Genomic DNA, 17,340 nt, shown 5'->3' with positions numbered 1-17,340 from the left:
GCTTTCCGCGTTCGACATCAAGGGGCCAGCAACAGGGTGAGCGCTCCTGCGAGGTAGCAGGCGATGATGCCGACGCTCTCGAAGCCGATATGTGCCGGCCCCTGCCGTTCGCGATGGATCATCCCGACCAGCAGGATGCCGGTCATCAGCATGGATAGCGCGACCCACAGCGCGACCGTGTCGGGAATGGCGTGGTAGACCGAGCCGCCCCGGTAGGCGATGTCCGAGGCCGCGACGAACAGGGTGTCGAAGGCGTTGCCCCCGATGATGCCCGCCACGGCCAGGGTCAGGGCGCCGCGCCGCACCGCCGCCACCGAGGTGACCAGCTCCGGCAGCGAGGTCACCACCGCCGTCATCAGCGCCCCCACCACCGACTGGCCCAGGCCGGTCTGGTCGGCGATCACCGCGGCACTGCGCTCCAGCCACCAGCCGCTGATGCCGAGCATCCCCGCCAGGGCCACGAAGGAGAGCCAGAGTCGTGTTGCCGAGCGCCTCATGGCCTGCTCGTCGGGCACGTCGGGCTCGGTCTCGCGGGTCTGGGCGGGACGCCACATGGGGTTGTCGCGGCTGCGGTCCACCAGGCGCAGGCCGAACAGGTAACCGATCAGCAGCAGCGGTGTGACGGGGTGCACCTGCCACAGGGTCCACTCGGGGGCGAAGCGTCCGATCAATACCAGCGAGAGCAGACACAGCAGCAGGCCGGCCTGCATCAGGTTGCCCAGCGAGGCGGCGGCGTGTTCCAGGTTGGCGCGCCGGTGGGTGATGTCGGCGATGGTCAGGAACAGCGTCTGCACGGCGATGCCGCCCAGGGCGTTGCTCATCGCCAGGGTCGGGCGGTCGGCCAGGGCTGCCGAGACCGACACCACGATACCCGAGAGGGAGGTGGCCATGCCCAGCAGCACGGCACCGGCGATGGCCTCGCCGAGGCCGGTGCGATCCGCCAGGTCGTCGACGATCCCGGTCAGCCGGGTCCCCACGACGCCGATCACCAGGGCGCAGCCGCCGAACAGCACGAGGGCCATGCCGAGGGAAAGGTCGTTCAGCGGCGGGGTCATGGGGTTCGTTTCCCGATCCTGGCGGTCATGTCCCTTGCCGTCGGGTACGGGGAGGGCGGCGCGCTATCCATGGAGGCTCCTCGGGGCGTGGCTGTCGAGACGAGCGTAGCGTTTTATGCCCCTCCCGGGCAGGGGGCGAGAGCCTTCCAGTGGGTGTGCGGCCGGGGACCATGTGCCAGATCTCGCCACGATGAGCCGTGGAAGGCGCCGTATGCCCTGGTACGAGGATTTTCATCATGTCTATGAAATCAAAGTGGTTTTTTTCTTTTCCGGCATCCTGGCCCGATAGATGCAGCTTCCTGGGTGAGTGACACGGTCGGCATCAACCGCCCGCTAGCACAGGGGGCACCGGCCGGGACGTAACGTCAGGCGGCTTTCCTATCTCGCCAGTTCACGATGCGATGGAGGTGTGAACATGATGTCCAGGGAATCTCTCAAGAAGCTCGGCATCCTCGGGGTGTCCTTCGGCCTGATCGCCAGCCCGCTGGCCTTCGGCGGCGGCGACGAGGAGTACGAGCCCGCTACCGCCACGGAGCAGGAAGAGTCCAGCGGCTCCGGTGCGGCCATGGGTTCCTCCGGTGACAATGCCGGCACGAGCGGCACCGGCACCGAGTACGAGAACGAGGAGCAGGAGACACCGGAGTGGGAAACCTCCGGCTCCGATGACGGCGCCGGCCAGGAGTACGAGGAGGAAGAGGAAGAGTGGGATGAGCCCGAGGCCGGGGGAGAGGACGAGGTGTCCACCCGCTAAGGCCCACCGCGAGCCACCTCGGGTGGCTCGTGCAATGTCGTGATGGCAGTCTTCAGAGCGAAGAGGCGTTGCCGCCCCGTTGATCGTGGCGGCTTTTTTCGTCCGTATCGGCCGACCGGGGACCTCTTCCGGTCCGGGGTCGGCTAGCATGAAGCGAGGGCCGGAGGAGGCGACCGACGTCGCCTCCTCCGGCCGGACCATGTCTCGGCAGGTGAGGTAAGGATGAAGCAGGAGACCCTCTGGTCACTGGTCGGCTCAGCGGCGGCGGTGGCCGCCGGCGTGATGGCCCGCAGCGCCGCCGACAAGGCCTATCGGCACGAGGTCGGCGAGGCCCCGCCGGCGAATCCCGACGAGTCGGACGTGGGCTGGCGCCAGGCTCTGCTATGGGGGGCGGCCACCGGCGTGCTGGTCGGGGTCGTCCGGGTGGTGGGCCGCCGCGCCGGCCGCGAGGCCCTGCATCGGACCCGTCCCGGCAAGGGGCGACGCGCGCTGCGCCGGCTCGGGCGATAGCGTCGCATGCCCCCGAGGATGGGCTAGGGCGATGCCTCGGCGCGCTCCCCCGCCTCGATGCGCGCTCCGTCGGGCGACAGCAGGTACCAGGCGGCGCCCAGGTGGATGACATCCTGGCCGAGGGCATCGCCGGCCGCCTTGTCGCCCGAGAAGTAGTAGAGCGGCCAGCCGTCATAGGTCACCTGGCGGCTGCCATCCTCGCGCTCGATGGTACCCAGCAGGTCGGCATCGACGTGTTCCCCGGCCTGGGGGGCTGTCTGGGTGGCGTAGGGCGGCCAGGCGATGGCACAGGTCTGGTCACAGGTGCTGTTGTCGGCCCCAGGCTGATCATTGGCGAACAGATACAGGCTCATGCCGTCGGCGTCGGTCAGGTAGCGTCCGTAGGGGGACTGCTCGCGGGTCTCCACCCGTGCCTGGTCGGCGGGGTCGGGGGCGCTCTGCAGGTCGGGGTCGGCTTCGCTGGAACGCTGGCCTTCCACCGAGGCGGCGTCGTTGCCGTTGGTGCCGTCGTCCGCCAGGCTCGACTGGGGGCCGAGCAGCAGGAGGAGCAAGGTGGCCAGCCCGAGCAGTTGCCAAGCAGGTTTCATGTCGTCTCTCTCCATGGTGACGCTTCGCCTTCACTCTAGGTAGGTCCGACGAGGGGCTGCAAGTGGTGAGTTCGTCGCGCCATGGCCCGCTTGGGCCGGGCGATGTGGGCTAGGCTGAAGGCACGAGGGGCTCCGTCCCCTGTGCTCAGCTTGCGAGGTCAACGAGATGCGACGCCTTCCGATGCCATCGCGGCAGGCCTTGCTGGTGCTGGCCCTTCTGCTGCCAGCCATCATGGGCCTGGCCTCTCCCCGTCAGGCCGACGCTCAGGCCCGGCAAGGCGACGCGGCGGCCTGGGCCGCGCTGGCCGGCGGCGGGCATGTGGCGCTGATGCGCCATGCCTTGGCCCCCGGCATCGGCGACCCGGCGGGCTTCGTGCTCGACGACTGCGCCACCCAGCGCAACCTCTCGGCGGAAGGACGTGAGCAGGCGCGCCGGATCGGCGAGCGGTTTCGCGAGAAGGGGATCGAGGTGGCGGCGGTGCGCTCCAGCCGCTGGTGTCGTTGCCTGGAGACCGCCGAGCTGCTGGGGCTCGGCAAGGTCATTCTCACCCCGGCGCTGGACTCCTTCTTCCGCGACCGTGGCGAGGCCGACGATCGCACCCGCGCCGCACGCGCCATGATTCGCGACTGGGATGGTGAGGGCACGCTGGTGCTGGTCACCCACCAGGTCAACATCACTGCCCTGGTGGGCGGTGGCGTCGGATCCGGCGAGATCGTCGTGGCCAGGCCGAGTGGCGATGGCCTCGACGTGGTCGGCCGCCTCCGCTGAGGTTGGCATGCGCCGGAAACGACAGGGGCGGCCCGCGGCCGCCCCTGTGGGTCAACGCGCCGTGATCACTTCACCCTGGGGTCGAGCTCGCCGCGCTCGTAGCGCAGGAACATCTCCTCGAGGTTGATCGGCGTGATCTTCGAGGCGTTGCCGGCGGTGCCGAAGGCCTCGTAACGCGCCTTGCAGATCGCCTTCATGGCGGCCGTGGAGGCCTTGAGGAACTTGCGCGGGTCGAACTCGGCGGGGTTCTCGGCCAGGAAGCGGCGCACCGCCCCGGTGGAGGCCAGGCGCAGGTCGGTGTCGACGTTGACCTTGCGCACGCCGTGCTTGATGCCCTCGACGATCTCCTCGACCGGCACGCCATAGGTCTCGGGGATGGCGCCACCGAACTCGTTGATCACCGCCAGCCACTCCTGGGGCACCGAGGAGGAGCCGTGCATCACCAGGTGGGTCTCGGGGATGCGGGCGTGGATCTCCTTGATGCGCTGGATGGAGAGGGTATCGCCGGTGGGCGGCTTGGTGAACTTGTAGGCGCCGTGGCTGGTGCCGATGGCGATGGCCAGGGCATCCACGCCGGTGGCCTTGACGAAGTCGGCGGCCTCTTCCGGGTCGGTGAGCAGCTGGTCGGGGTCCAGCTTGCCCTCGGCGCCGATGCCGTCCTCCTCGCCGGCCATGCCGGTCTCCAGGCTGCCCAGGCAGCCCAGCTCGCCCTCCACCGAGACGCCGCAGGCATGGGCCATCTCCACGGTGCGGCGGGTGACGTCGACATTGTAGTCGTAGTCCATCGGCGTCTTGCCGTCCTCGCCCAGGGAGCCGTCCATCATCACCGAGGAGAAGCCGAGCTGGATGGAGCGCTGGCACACCGCGGGGCTGGTGCCGTGGTCCTGGTGCATGACCACCGGGATGTGCGGGAACTCCTCCACGGCGGCCAGGATCAGGTGGCGCAGGAAGGGGGCGCCGGCATACTTGCGGGCACCGGCGGAGGCCTGGACGATCACCGGGGAGTCGGTCTCGTCGGCGGCCTCCATGATGGCGCGCATCTGCTCGAGGTTGTTGACGTTGAAGGCCGGCACGCCGTAGCCATGCTCGGCGGCGTGGTCCAGCAGCTGGCGCATGCTGATCAGAGCCATGGATTCACCTGTTCTGTATGAGGAAGTCATGACGGCGTGGCCGCGGTGGCCACGCCGGATAGTGGAGTTCGAGGGTGCGGGTGCCTCAGCGGGCGGCGGCGTCTTCCAGGGCCTTCACCGCCGGCAGGGTCTTGCCTTCCACGTACTCGAGGAAGGCGCCGCCACCGGTGGAGATGTAGGAGACGCGGTCCTCGATGGCGTACTTGTCGATGGCCGCCAGGGTGTCGCCGCCGCCGGCGATGGAGAAGCCGTGGCTCTCGGCGATGGCCAGCGACAGCGCCTCGGTGCCCTTGCCGAACTGGTCGATCTCGAACACGCCCACCGGGCCGTTCCACAGGATGGTGCCGGCATCCTTGAGCAGGCCGCCCAGGCGGCCGGCGGTCTCCGGGCCGATGTCGAGGATCATCTCGTCGTCGGTCACCTGGTCGACCGGCTTGACCACGGCCTCGGCCGACTCGGAGAACTCGGTGGCCACCACCACGTCGGTGGGCAGCGGGATCTCGACCCGCTCCATCAGCGCCCGGGCCTGGCCGATCAGCTCGGCCTCGTGCAGCGACTTGCCCACGTTGTAGCCGGCCGCGGCGATGAAGGTGTTGGCGATGCCGCCGCCGACGATCAGCTGGTCGCACTTCTCGGAGAGGGCGTTGAGCACCTCGAGCTTGGTGGAGACCTTGGAGCCGCCGACCACCGCGACCATGGGGCGCGCCGGGGTGGCGAGCGCCTTTTCCAGGGCGTCGAGCTCGGCCGCCAGCAGCGGGCCGGCGCAGGCGGTGGGGGCGAAGCGCGCCACGCCGTGGGTGGAGGCCTGGGCGCGGTGGGCGGTGCCGAAGGCATCCATCACGAAGACGTCGCAGAGCGCGGCATACTGCCGGGCGAGCGCCTCGTCGTCCTGCTTCTCGCCCGGGTTGAAGCGCACGTTCTCCAGCAGCACCACCTCGCCGTCGGCGACCTCGACCGCGCCGCCCAGGTAGTCTTGCACCAGGCGCACCGGGCGACCCAGCAGCTTGCCAAGGTGCTCGGCCACCGGCGCCAGCGAGAACTCCTCGGCCGGCTCGCCCTCGGTGGGACGGCCCAGGTGGCTCATCAGCATCACCCGGGCGCCGCCGTCCAGGGCGGCCTGGATAGTCGGCAGGCTGGCCCGCAGGCGGGCGTCGCTGGTCACCTTGCCGTGCTTGACGGGCACGTTCAGGTCCTCACGGATCAGCAGCCGCTGGCCGTTGAGGTCGAGGTCGGTCATCTTGCGCACGTTCATGGAAGCAGGTTCCTCGTCTGGGGAAAGCCGAAGGGAGGTCATCTGTCGGGGGTGCCGGGCGGTGCCGGGGGCAGGGCGGCCAGGCGCCGGGCGACATCGAGCATGCGGTTGGCGAAGCCCCACTCGTTGTCGAACCAGCACAGCAGCTTGACCAGGCGGCCACCGGCCACCCGGGTCTGGGTGGCGTCCACGATACCGGAGCGCGGATCGTGGTTGAAGTCGACCGAGGCCACCGGCTCCTCGGTGTAGCCGAGCCGTCCGGCGAGGCGGCCACGGCTCGCCTCGGCCAGCAGGGCGTTGACCGCCTCGGCCGTGGTGTCGCGACGCACGCAGATCGACAGGTCCATGGTCGAGACATTGATGGTCGGCACCCGCACGTGCAGGCACTCGAAGCGACCGGCCAGGTGGGGCATCAGGCGATTGATGCCGCGGGCCAGCCCGGTGTCCACTGGCACGATGGAGTGCATCGCCGAGCGGGTCAGGCGCAGGTCGGTCTGGTGGTAGGCGTCGATCACCGGCTGGTCGTTCATCGCCGAGTGGATGGTGGTGGTCACGCCGTGCTCGATCTGAAGCGCCTCGTCGAGCACGGTGAGCACCGGCACCAGACAGTTGGTGGTGCAGGAGGCCGCGGAGACGATGCGGTGGTGCGCGGCCAGGGTATGGTCGTTGATGCCGCTGACGATGGTGGCATCGACGTCGCTCTCCGCGGGCTGGGAGAACAGCAGTCGCCCGGCGCCGGAGGCGAGGTGGCGCTCGGCGGTGGCCCGGTCGCGAAAGCTGCCGGAACACTCCAGCACCAGGTCGATGCCGAGCTCGCCCCAGGGCAGCCTCGCCGGATCGGGCTCGCAGAGCACCCGGATGGCCCGGGCGTTCACCACCAGGCGCTCGCCCTCCACTTCCACGCTGCCCGGGAAGCGGCCATGGGTGGTGTCGTAGCGGGTCAGGTAGGCGATGGTGGCGAGATCCGAGAGCTCGTTGATCGCCACGATCTCCAGGCGCGGCTCGTCGTGCGAGGCGTGGCGCGATGCCTCTGACTCGACGAGGGCGCGCAGCACGCACTGGCCGATGCGACCGTAACCATTGATGGCGATGCGAAGGGCCATGGGGGTGACAGGGACTCCGGGACCGGGAAACACGAAGCGGCGATTCTAGCGCATCTGCGCCCCGATCGTCTGCTCTAGGGGCCCACCAGTCGCCAGGCGAGCGGCAGCAGCAGGGCGCTGACGATGCCGCTCAGGCTCATGCCCAGCGAGGCGAAGGCGCCGGCGACCGGGCCGATCTCGAAGGCGCGCACCGTGCCCAGGGCGTGGCCATTGAGGCCCAGGGCGAAGCCGATGATGCGCTCGTCGCGGATCCCCAGCAGGCGCGCGCCCAGGCCGACGGCGCCGATGGCCACCACCCCGGTGATCAGCAGGCCCCCCATCATCAGCGAGACCGAGCCGCCGAGCTGTTCGGTGATGCCGATGGCGATGGGGGCCGTGACCGACTTGGGCGCCAGGGAGGCGAGCGTCTCGGGCGGGGCGCCGAACAGCCAGGCGATGCCCACCGCATAGGCGGCGGCGAGCAGCGCCGCCAGCGGCAGGCAGGCCAGCAGCGGCCGCCACAGCAGGCGGATCTGCGGCATCTGCTGGTGCAGCGGCAACCCCAGGGCCACCGTGGCCGGGCCCAGCAGCAGCATCAGCCAGGCCGCCCCCCGACGATAGTCCGCGTAGTCGATGGAGAGCAGGGCCAGCACGCCGGCCAGCAGCAGCGAGGCGACCAGGATCGGCGGGCACCAGGCGGGGGCGCCGAGGGCCCTGAGCAGCCGAATGCCGGCGACATTGGCGGCAAGCGTCAGGGCGATGGCCAGGATCGGGGTGGCCAGCAGGTGGTCGAGCAGCTCATTCATGGCCGGTGTCCCTGGCGTCGTCGTGTCTCTCCCCCATCAGCCGGCGCATCAGCCACAGGGTGGTGAACACGCTGAGTAGGGTGCCACCGACCAGCGCCGCGAGGATCGCCGTCCACTGGCCGGCGAGCTCGTCGACGAGGAAGAAGACGCCCACCACCCCCGGCATGATCAGCATCGCCAGCACGGCGATCAGCGGCTGGGCGGCGGCGGCGATGTCGTCGAAGCTGCCACCGTGGAGCAGCAGCCAGGCCGTCAGCAGCAGCATGCCGACCACGCCGGCGGAGACCGGCAGCCCGGTGAGCGTCACCAGGACCTCGCCGAGCAGCAGGAAGCCCAGCAGCCAGAGAAAGCCGCGCAATACCGGCATGGGATGTCCTTACGTGAAGAGCGTTCGTGAGCAAGGGGCGGGCGCATTCGAGCCCCTTGAAAAGCGTCGAAGCGCTCCTATTGTGCAGATTACCGGGGCGATGTCAGCTTGAGCGGCGTCCCCCGCCCATCGACTCGAGGTCAATCAGCGTAGGAGGTGTTCGTGATGTTCGGAGATCTCAGGCGTTTCGATACCGGCCGGACCCAGGGCCTGGAGTGGTTCCGGCAACTGATGGACGAGATGCTGCCCGAGGCCGGTGCCGCGGATATTCGCTCGGTGCCCCGCGGCAGCTTCCCGATGATCAACGTGGGACGCACCGACGATGCGGTACGGGTCTACGTGTTCGCCGCCGGCCTCTCGGCCGAGGACCTGGAGGTGAGCCTCCAGGACAACGTGCTGACCGTCTCGGGCCAGCGCGAGCCCAGAGCCGAGCCCGAGGAGGCCTCTGCGCGCACCGACTTCCGCCGCGAGCGCTTCCGTGGGGAGTTCAGCCGCTCGCTGGCACTGCCGGATGGCCTGGACGTCGAGCGCGCCGAGGCACGTTTCCGCGACGGGGTGTGCGAGGTGCTGCTGCCCAAGCGCGAGGAGCTCAAGCCGCGGCGCATCGCGATCCAGGCGGCGTGAGACAGGCCCTGTGTTCGAGGACTTGCGAGGAGGTGAGCGAGATGAGCGATGTGACCCGACACGATGCCCCCCAGGCGCCGGCCGAGCGCGAGCGGGAGGTGGAGAGCCTGCTGCCGCTGGTGGATATCTTCGAGGACGGCAACGCGCTGCACCTGGTCGCCGACATGCCCGGCGTGACCCGCGAGTCGCTGCATATCGAGGTGGACAACAATGTGCTGAGCCTGGAAGGCGAGGTGCGCCTCGAGATGCCCGCGGGGCTGACCGCGATCTATGCCGAGGTCCGCGCCCGGCGCTATGCGCGGCGCTTCACCCTCAGCCACGAGATCGATGCCGAGGCCATCCAGGCGCGCATCGACAATGGCCTGGTGGAGCTGGTGCTGCCGCGCAAGGAGACCCACCGTCGGCGGCGCATCGAGGTCAAGGCGGCCTGAGCGGGCGCTGACCCGGCAGCGCCTGCCCCGTGTGGGTGGGCGCTGCCGTTGCATGCGCGGCCTCCTCTCGGTACGGTTTTCCCCTACGCTGGGAAGAGCGTATTCACCGGTACCAAGGAGAGGAACGACATGAACGATATCACCAAGCTGCTGGGCAGCGAGGCCGACACCCTGCTGGAACACGTCTGCCGCGGCGTGCCCGCCGAGACGATCCACCCGCCCGGCCCGGACTTCGTCGACCGGGTGATGGCCCAGAGCGACCGTCGCCCCAACGTGCTGCGCAACATGCAGGCCCTGTTTGACCACGGCCGCCTGGCCGGCACCGGCTATCTCAGCATCCTGCCGGTGGACCAGGGCATCGAGCACTCGGCGGGGGCCTCCTTCGCGCCGAACCCGCGCTACTTCGACCCGGCCAACATCGTCGAGCTGGCCATCGAGGGCGGCTGCAACGCCGTGGCCTCGACCCTCGGCGGCCTGGCCAGCGTGGCGCGCCGCTATGCCCACCGGATCCCGATGATCCTCAAGCTCAACCACAACGAGACGCTGAGCTACCCGGCGCTCTATGACCAGACGCTGTTCGCTCAGGTCGAGCAGGCCTTCGAGATGGGTTGCGCGGCCGTGGGGGCGACCATCTACTTTGGCTCCCACGAGAGCCGTCGCCAGATCATGGAGATCAGCGAGGCCTTCGAGCGCGCCCATGAACTGGGCATGGTCACGGTGCTCTGGGCCTACCTGCGCAACCCGGACTTCAAGAAGGATGGCACCGATTACCACGTGGCCGCCGACCTGACTGGCCAGGCCAACCACCTGGCGGCCACCCTCAAGGCCGATATCGTCAAGCAGAAGCTGCCCGAGACCAACGGCGGCTACCGTGACATCGGCTTCGGCCATACCCACGCCAAGGTCTACGATGAGCTGACCTCGGACCACCCCATCGACCTGGCGCGCTACCAGGTGGCCAACTGCTACCTGGGACGTGCCGGGCTGATCAACTCCGGCGGTGGCTCCAAGGGCGCCTCCGACCTCGTCGAGGCGGTACGCACCGCGGTGATCAACAAGCGTGCCGGTGGCATGGGGCTGATCTCCGGGCGCAAGGCCTTCCAGAAGCCCACGGCCGAGGGCATCGAACTGCTCAACGCCATCCAGGACGTCTACCTGTCCCCCGAGGTGACCCTCGCCTGAGGCGAGCACGGCCACCAACGCAAGCGGGCCCGGCATCCGCCGGGCCCGCTTGCGTTCGGAACGAGGACGCGCCTGACGGGCTCAGCCCAGCAGGGCCGAGGCCTCGGCGACCACGTGCTCCACGGTGAAGCCGAAGTGCTTGAACAGATCACCGGCCGGGGCGGACTCGCCGAAGGTGGTCATGCCGACGATGGCCCCGTTCAGGCCCACGTACTTGTACCAGACGTCGCGATGCCCGGCCTCGACGGCCAGGCGTGCGGTGACGGCGGCGGGCAGCACCCGCTCGCGGTACTCGGCGTCCTGGCGGTCGAAGGTGTCGGTGGAGGGCATGGAGACCACGCGCACGGCGCGCCCCTGCTCCTCGAGACTGGCGGCGGCGTCCATGGCCAGGCCGACCTCGGAGCCGGTGGCGATCAGGATCAGCTCCGGGGTGCCCTCGCAGTCCTTGAGGATGTAGCCGCCGCGCTGGATATCGGCCAGCTGCTGCTTGCTGCGTGCCTGGTGGGGCAGTCCCTGGCGAGAGAAGACCAGCGCGGTGGGGCCGGAGCGGCGCTTGATGGCGGCATTCCAGGCCGCGGCGGTCTCCACCGTGTCGCAGGGGCGCCAGGTGGCCAGGTTGGGGGTGGAGCGCAGGGTGGTCAGCTGCTCGATCGGCTGGTGGGTCGGGCCGTCCTCGCCCAGGCCGATGGAGTCATGGGTGAACACATGGATGGCCTGCGTGCCCATCAGCGCCGCCATGCGCACGGCATTGCGCATGTATTCCGAGAAGATCAGGAAGGTGGCGCCGTAGGGCACGAAGCCACCGTGCAGGGCGATGCCGTTCATCATGGCGGCCATGCCGAACTCGCGCACGCCGTAGTGCAGGTAGTTGCCGCCGGGGGCGTCGGGGCTGATCGCCTGGGCACCCTTCCAGAAGGTCAGGTTGGAGGGGGCCAGGTCGGCGCTGCCGCCGAGCAGCTCCGGCAGCTGGGGACCGAGCTCGTCGAGGCAAGCGAGCGACGCCTTGCGGCTGGCGACGCTGTCGCCCCTGGCCTGGGCCTCCTCGATCATCGCCTCGCTGGTCAGCTCCATCGGCAGCTCGCCCTTGAGGCGGCGCTGGAGCTCCCTGGCCTCCTCGGGGAAGGCCTCGGCATAGCGCGCGAGGCGCTCCTGCCAGGCGTCCTGGCGGGCCTGGCCGGCCTCGGTGGCATCCCAGCCGCGGTAGATCTCCTCGGGCACATGGAAGGGCGCGTGAGGCCAGTCGAGCTGCTTGCGGGCGGCGGCCACTTCCTCGTCGCCGAGTGCGGCGCCATGGCACTCCTCCTTGCCCTGCTTGTTGGGCGCCCCGAAGCCGATGATGGTCTTGCAGATGATCAGGCTGGGCCTGTCGTCGTGGCTCTTGGCCAGCTCGATGGCGGCCTTGATCTCCTCGGGCTTGTGGCCGTCGACATTGGGCACCACGTGCCAGCCATAGGCCTCGAAGCGCTTGGCGGTGTCGTCGGTGAACCAGCCCTCGACCTCGCCGTCGATGGAGATGCCGTTGTCGTCATAGAAGGTGATCAGCTTGCCGAGCTGCTGGGTGCCCGCCAGCGAGGCGACCTCGTGGGAGATGCCCTCCATCAGGCAGCCGTCGCCGACGAAGCACCAGGTGTGGTGGTCGACGACGGTGTGGCCGGGGCGGTTGAACTGGGCCGCCAGGGTACGCTCGGCCAGCGCCATGCCCACCGCGTTGGCCAGCCCCTGGCCCAGCGGGCCGGTGGTGGTCTCGACGCCCGGCGCATAGCCGTATTCCGGGTGGCCGGCGGTCTTGGCGTGCAGCTGGCGGAAGTTCTGCAGCTCCTCGAGGCCGAGCTCGTAGCCGGTCAGGTGCAGCAGGGAGTAGAGCAGCATGGAGCCGTGGCCGTTGGAGAGCACGAAGCGGTCGCGATCGGGCCAGTGGGGGTCGGCCGGGTTGTGGACGAGATAGTCGTTCCACAGCACCTCGGCGATGTCGGCCATGCCCATGGGCGCGCCGGGGTGGCCGGAGTTGGCCTTCTGGACGGCATCCATGGACAGGGCACGTATGGCATTGGCCAGTTCGAAACGGGACGGCATGGGGAGCTCCTCGCCTGCGGCAGAATGGTGGCCACGACACGGTCGGGCCAGGGGGAGTGGCCGGACGTGGCTTCTGGCTGGGTGACGCCGCGGGACGGGGCGGCGCGGTCGAATTCGGGCGCCTATTGTCGCCGACTTGCCGCCCTGACTCAAATCGCGGATGCCCGGGAGAGCCGCAGCGTGTAGACTTCGCGACTGCCTATTGCCGATACAAGAGGGCCGAGGACGCCATGAGCGAATACTCCCTGTTCACCTCCGAGTCCGTGTCCGAAGGGCATCCGGACAAGATCGCCGACCAGATCTCCGATGCGGTGCTCGACGCCATCATCGCTCGCGACAAGAACGCCCGGGTGGCCTGCGAGACCCTGGTCAAGACCGGTGTGGCCATCGTCGCCGGCGAGATCACCACCTCGGCCTGGGTCGACCTCGAGGCGCTGGTGCGCGAGGTGATCACCGGCATCGGCTACACCTCCTCTGACGTGGGCTTCGACGGCGAGACCTGTGGCGTGCTCAACCTGATCGGCAAGCAGAGCGTGGACATCGCCCAGGGGGTCGACCGCAGCCAGCCCGAGGACCAGGGCGCCGGCGACCAGGGCCTGATGTTCGGCTACGCCACCAACGAGACCGACTCCTACATGCCGGCGCCGATCCACTACGCACACCGGCTGGTGGAGCGTCAGGCCGAGCTGCGCAAGCACGGGCTGCTCCCCTGGCTGCGCCCGGACGCCAAGAGCCAGCTGACCTTCCGCTACGACGAGTCGGGCAAGCCCTGCGCCGTGGATGCCGTGGTGCTCTCCACCCAGCACGACCCGGAGATCGACCAGGAGGAGCTGCGCAAGATGGTGCGCCGCGAGATCATCGAGCAGGTGATCCCCGCCGAGTGGCTGACCGCGACCACCAAGTACCACATCAACCCCACCGGCAAGTTCGTGATCGGCGGCCCGGTGGGCGACTGCGGCCTGACCGGGCGCAAGATCATCGTCGATACCTATGGCGGCACCGCCCGCCATGGCGGCGGCGCCTTCTCCGGCAAGGACCCCTCCAAGGTCGACCGCAGCGCCGCCTATGCCGGCCGCTACGTCGCCAAGAACCTGGTCGCCGCGGGACTCGCCGACAAGTGCGAGATCCAGGTCTCCTACGCCATCGGCGTGGCCGAGCCCACCTCGGTCTCGGTCAACACCTTCGGTACCGGCCGGGTGGACGACGCCCGCATCATCGAGCTGGTGCGCGAGCACTTCGACCTGCGGCCCAACGCCATCACCCGCATGCTCGACCTGCTGCATCCCATGTACCAGCTGACCGCGGCCTATGGCCACTTCGGTCGCGAGCCCTTCGAGACCAGCTACGCCTGGACCGACACCCAGGGCCAGGAGCATATCGAGACCTTCACGGCCTTCCCCTGGGAGAAGACCGACCGCGCCCACGCCCTGCGCCAGGCCGCCGGGCTGTAGGAGATCGCCTACAGGCGATGACGGGCCTCGCTGGCAGCGCCATGCGGGGCCCATTGCTATGGTCAGGGCAGTCCTTGCGAGGGAGCTGCCCTGATGTCCCGCCCACTCGCCGGCTGGCTGCTGGCCCTTTCCATCGCGCTCTTCCCCTCCCCGGCCGTGGCCTGTCCCGACTGGAGCGGCGGGCGCGCCGAGCGCGAGCTCGCCGCCTTGGCCGAGCGGCTGGCCGGGTGGAATGACGCCTACTACCGCCGCGGCGCGTCACCGGTCACCGATGGCGTCTATGACCAGGCCCGGGCCCGGCTCGCGGCCTGGCAGCGCTGTTTCCCCGGGGTCGGCGAGGGTACCTCGCCCGACGCCGCGCGACCGGCCGGCCCGGTGCGCCATCCCGTGGTCCAGACCGGGCTCGCCAAGCTCGAGGGCGAGGCCGCGGTACGCCGCTGGCTGGCGCGCCGCAACGATGTCTGGGTGCAGCCCAAGGTGGATGGCGTGGCGGTGACCCTGGCCTACGAGCGGGGGCGCCTGGTGCGGGCGGTGAGCCGCGGGGACGGGCGCCATGGCCAGGACTGGACGGCGGCGGCACGCCGCATTCCGGCGATTCCCGTGCGGCTGCCGGAGGCGATAGACGCGACCCTGCAGGGCGAGCTCCACCTGCGCCTGGTGGACCATGTCCAGGCCAAGGAGGGAACCGCCGGTGCACGCAGCGAGGTGATCGGGCTGCTGGCCCGCGATGCGCTGGAGACCGAGGCGGCGCGGCGCGTCGGCCTCTTCGTCTGGGACTGGCCGGATGGCCCGGCGGCGATGGAGGAGAGGCTCGAGGCGCTCGAGCGCCTGGGCTTCGACGAGGCCGCCGCCCTGACCCGGCCGGTGTCGACCCTGGCCGAGGTGGCTCGCTGGCGAGAGCGCTGGTACCGCGGTCCGCTGGCCTTCGCTACCGACGGGGTGGTGCTGCGACAGGGTAATCGCCCGCCCGGCACGGCGTGGCGGGCCGAGCCACCGGGCTGGGCCGCGGCCTGGAAGCACCCGCCCCGTGAGGCGCTCGCCGAGGTGCGCGGCGTCGAGTTTCGCATCGGCCGTACCGGGCGCATCACCCCGCTGCTGTACCTGCATCCCGTCGCGCTGGAGGGCCGGACGATCCGCCGGGTCGGCCTGGGCTCGCTTGAGCGCTGGCGGGCGCTCGATATCCGCCCCGGCGACCAGGTGGTGGTCGCCCTGGCCGGCCTGACGATTCCCCGGCTGGAGCGCGTGGCCTGGCGAGCCGTCGAGCGTCCGGACATCACCCCACCCGAGGCGGCGGACTACCACGAGCTGAGCTGCTTCCGGCCGCGGCCGGGCTGTCGGGCGCAGTTCCTCGAGCGCCTGGCGTGGCTGGGTGGGCCGCAGGGGCTGGACCTGCCCGGCGTGGGGCCGGGCACCTGGCACGCCCTGGTCGAGGCGGGGCTGGTCACGGGGCTGCTGGACTGGCTGTCGCTGGACGAACGGGCGTTGCGCCGCGCCCGCGGCATCGGCGAGGTTCGCGCCGGCGCCCTGGTGGCCACCTTCGAGGCGGCGCGGGCCTCGGCGTTTGCCCGTTGGCTGCAGGCGCTGGGAGCGCCGCCCGGCGTCGAGGCCGCCCTGCCGGCGGACTGGACGAGCCTGACTGGCCACGAGCGCCACGACTGGTCGGCGTTGCCCGGGGTGGGCGCCGGTCGCGCCACGGCGCTGGTCGACTTCTTCGCCCATCCCGAGCTGCGGGCCCTGGCGCGGCGGCTGGGCGAGGCCGGCATCGATGGCTTCTAGACGTGCGCCTGCGTTGGTTGTCCGGGGTTGGGCTCACTGCCTATAGTGAGGGTCACGCTTGTCGTCCCGAAGAGGTGTCGCTCGATGAACCACCCCGCCGTTTCCGCCCCCGTGGCCACCGACTGCAAGGTCGCCGATCTCTCCCTCGCCGACTGGGGACGTCGCGAGATCCGCATCGCCGAGACCGAGATGCCGGCGCTGATGACGATCCGCGACAAGTACCGCGGCGAGCAGCCCCTGGTCGGCGCGCGTATCGCCGGCTGCATCCACATGACCATCCAGACCGCGGTGCTGATCGAGACCCTGGTGGACCTGGGGGCCACGGTGCGCTGGTCGTCCTGCAACATCTTCTCCACCCAAGACCACGCCGCAGCCGCCATCGCCGCCGCCGGCATCCCGGTGTTCGCCTGGAAGGGCGAGAGCGAGGAGGAGTTCTGGTGGTGCATCGAGCAGACCGTGGAGGGCCCCGACGGCTGGACCCCCAATCTGGTGCTGGATGACGGCGGCGACCTGACGGCGCTGCTCCACGAGAAGCGCCCCGAGCTGCTGGACGCCATCCACGGCATCAGTGAAGAGACCACCACCGGGGTGCATCGCCTGCAGGAGATGCTGCGCGACGGCCTGCTGAAGGTGCCGGCGATCAACGTCAACGATGCCGTCACCAAGTCGAAGAACGACAACAAGTACGGCTGCCGCCACTCGCTCAACGACGCCATCAAGCGCGCCACCGACCACCTGCTGGCCGGCAAGCAGGCGCTGGTGGTGGGCTATGGCGACGTGGGCAAGGGCTCGGCCGCCTCGCTGCGCCAGGAGGGCATGATCGTGCGCATCGTGGAGATCGACCCGATCTGCGCCATGCAGGCCTGCATGGACGGCTATGAGGTGGTCTCGCCCTACCGCGAGGGCATCAACCGCGGCCTGGAGAGCATCGACCGCGACCTGCTCTCGCGGATCGACCTGGTGGTGACCGCCACCGGCAACATCCACGCCTGCGACGCCGCCATGCTCCAGGCGCTCAAGCCCGGCGCGGTGGTCTGCAACATCGGCCACTTCGACAGCGAGATCGACACCGCCTACATGCGTCGCCACTGGCACTGGGAGGAGGTGAAGCCCCAGGTGCACCAGATCTACCGCGACAGCAAGCCGGGGAGGTTCGACCCCGACAGCCGCGACTACCTGATCCTGCTCTCCGAGGGCCGCCTGGTGAACCTGGGCAACGCCACCGGCCATCCCTCCCGGGTGATGGATGGCTCCTTCGCCAACCAGGTGCTGGCGCAGATCCACCTCTTCGATGGCCGCTTCGCCGAGCTGCCCGAGGGCGACCGTCGTGACGCCCTCGGCGTGACGGTGCTGCCGCGCCACCTCGACGAGGAGGTGGCCCGCTACATGGTGCAGGGCTTCGGCGGGGTGGTCACCCGCATGACCGAGGAGCAGGCCGACTACACCGGTGTCGCCGTCGACGGCCCCTACAAGCCCGACGCCTACCGCTACTGA

Annotated in this window: 17 protein-coding genes; 9 read left to right on the top strand and 8 right to left on the bottom strand. The window is 69.9% G+C overall.

Annotated elements, in window-relative coordinates:
* Positions 1 to 17: 17 nt before the first annotated feature.
* Positions 18 to 1,055 carry a sodium:calcium antiporter gene (locus P8934_RS17160; RefSeq protein ID WP_278032064.1) on the bottom strand — a complete coding sequence of 346 codons (1,038 nt, stop codon included), beginning with the start codon at positions 1,053 to 1,055 and terminating at the stop codon, positions 18 to 20.
* A gap of 415 nt (positions 1,056 to 1,470) precedes the next feature.
* Between P8934_RS17160 and P8934_RS17155 the strand changes: the two genes are divergently transcribed.
* Positions 1,471 to 1,806, top strand: coding sequence for a hypothetical protein (locus tag P8934_RS17155; protein ID WP_278032063.1), 336 nt, complete (start codon positions 1,471 to 1,473; stop codon positions 1,804 to 1,806).
* A gap of 222 nt (positions 1,807 to 2,028) precedes the next feature.
* Positions 2,029 to 2,316, top strand: a complete 288-nt coding sequence (locus tag P8934_RS17150) for a DUF4235 domain-containing protein (protein ID WP_278032062.1) — start codon at positions 2,029 to 2,031, stop codon at positions 2,314 to 2,316.
* 23 nt (positions 2,317 to 2,339) lie between these two features.
* Here P8934_RS17150 and P8934_RS17145 read toward each other — a convergent pair whose 3' ends face one another.
* Complete coding sequence (locus tag P8934_RS17145; protein ID WP_278032061.1) at positions 2,340 to 2,903, bottom strand: hypothetical protein; 564 nt, start codon at positions 2,901 to 2,903, stop codon at positions 2,340 to 2,342.
* 166 nt (positions 2,904 to 3,069) lie between these two features.
* Between P8934_RS17145 and P8934_RS17140 the strand changes: the two genes are divergently transcribed.
* Positions 3,070 to 3,672, top strand: coding sequence for a histidine phosphatase family protein (locus P8934_RS17140; RefSeq protein ID WP_278032060.1), 603 nt, complete (start codon positions 3,070 to 3,072; stop codon positions 3,670 to 3,672).
* Positions 3,673 to 3,737: 65 nt separating this feature from the next.
* Here the strand turns inward: P8934_RS17140 and fba are convergent, their stop codons facing one another.
* The 5 genes from fba to P8934_RS17115 form a co-directional block, all read right to left on the bottom strand.
* A complete protein-coding gene (fba, locus tag P8934_RS17135; RefSeq protein WP_278032059.1) occupies positions 3,738 to 4,802 on the bottom strand; it encodes a class II fructose-bisphosphate aldolase in 1,065 nt (354 codons plus the stop codon).
* A gap of 85 nt (positions 4,803 to 4,887) precedes the next feature.
* Complete coding sequence (locus P8934_RS17130; RefSeq protein ID WP_278032058.1) at positions 4,888 to 6,054, bottom strand: phosphoglycerate kinase; 1,167 nt, start codon at positions 6,052 to 6,054, stop codon at positions 4,888 to 4,890.
* Positions 6,055 to 6,092: 38 nt separating this feature from the next.
* Positions 6,093 to 7,157 carry a glyceraldehyde 3-phosphate dehydrogenase NAD-binding domain-containing protein gene (locus P8934_RS17125; protein WP_278032057.1) on the bottom strand — a complete coding sequence of 355 codons (1,065 nt, stop codon included), beginning with the start codon at positions 7,155 to 7,157 and terminating at the stop codon, positions 6,093 to 6,095.
* A 74-nt stretch (positions 7,158 to 7,231) separates the two neighbouring features.
* Complete coding sequence (locus P8934_RS17120) at positions 7,232 to 7,942, bottom strand: LrgB family protein (RefSeq protein ID WP_278032056.1); 711 nt, start codon at positions 7,940 to 7,942, stop codon at positions 7,232 to 7,234.
* Complete coding sequence (locus P8934_RS17115) at positions 7,935 to 8,309, bottom strand: CidA/LrgA family protein (protein WP_278032055.1); 375 nt, start codon at positions 8,307 to 8,309, stop codon at positions 7,935 to 7,937. The genes P8934_RS17120 and P8934_RS17115 overlap by 8 nt, the downstream gene beginning before the upstream one ends.
* Before the next feature lie 165 nt (positions 8,310 to 8,474).
* Between P8934_RS17115 and P8934_RS17110 the strand changes: the two genes are divergently transcribed.
* The 3 genes from P8934_RS17110 (at position 8,475) to P8934_RS17100 (ending at position 10,546) form a co-directional block, all read left to right on the top strand.
* Positions 8,475 to 8,933 carry an Hsp20/alpha crystallin family protein gene (locus tag P8934_RS17110; protein WP_278034056.1) on the top strand — a complete coding sequence of 153 codons (459 nt, stop codon included), beginning with the start codon at positions 8,475 to 8,477 and terminating at the stop codon, positions 8,931 to 8,933.
* Positions 8,934 to 8,974: 41 nt separating this feature from the next.
* Positions 8,975 to 9,364, top strand: coding sequence for an Hsp20/alpha crystallin family protein (locus P8934_RS17105; protein WP_278032054.1), 390 nt, complete (start codon positions 8,975 to 8,977; stop codon positions 9,362 to 9,364).
* A 129-nt stretch (positions 9,365 to 9,493) separates the two neighbouring features.
* Positions 9,494 to 10,546 (top strand): class I fructose-bisphosphate aldolase, encoded by a 1,053-nt coding sequence (locus P8934_RS17100; protein WP_278032053.1) that lies wholly within the window; start codon positions 9,494 to 9,496, stop codon positions 10,544 to 10,546.
* 81 nt (positions 10,547 to 10,627) lie between these two features.
* Here the strand turns inward: P8934_RS17100 and tkt are convergent, their stop codons facing one another.
* The gene (gene tkt, locus P8934_RS17095; protein WP_278032052.1) at positions 10,628 to 12,619 is read right to left on the bottom strand and encodes a transketolase; all 1,992 of its coding nucleotides are present in this window, start codon (positions 12,617 to 12,619) and stop codon (positions 10,628 to 10,630) included.
* A 230-nt stretch (positions 12,620 to 12,849) separates the two neighbouring features.
* On the opposite strand from tkt, the gene metK reads away from it, so the two are divergent.
* The 3 genes from metK to ahcY all read left to right on the top strand — a co-directional run bounded on the left by metK (position 12,850) and on the right by ahcY (position 17,340).
* Positions 12,850 to 14,070, top strand: a complete 1,221-nt coding sequence (gene metK / locus P8934_RS17090; RefSeq protein ID WP_278032051.1) for a methionine adenosyltransferase — start codon at positions 12,850 to 12,852, stop codon at positions 14,068 to 14,070.
* Positions 14,071 to 14,163: 93 nt separating this feature from the next.
* Positions 14,164 to 15,846: an NAD-dependent DNA ligase LigB gene (ligB, locus tag P8934_RS17085; RefSeq protein WP_278032050.1), complete on the top strand. Its 1,683-nt coding sequence runs from the start codon at positions 14,164 to 14,166 to the stop codon at positions 15,844 to 15,846.
* 84 nt (positions 15,847 to 15,930) lie between these two features.
* On the top strand, positions 15,931 to 17,340 hold the full coding sequence (ahcY, locus tag P8934_RS17080) for an adenosylhomocysteinase (protein ID WP_278032049.1): 1,410 nt from the start codon (positions 15,931 to 15,933) through the stop codon (positions 17,338 to 17,340).

The sequence above is a fragment of the Halomonas sp. CKK8 genome (assembly GCF_029625235.1).
In the GTDB taxonomy this organism is placed as follows: domain Bacteria; phylum Pseudomonadota; class Gammaproteobacteria; order Pseudomonadales; family Halomonadaceae; genus Halomonas; species Halomonas ventosae.
This window is presented reverse-complemented; position numbering and strand designations above follow the sequence as displayed.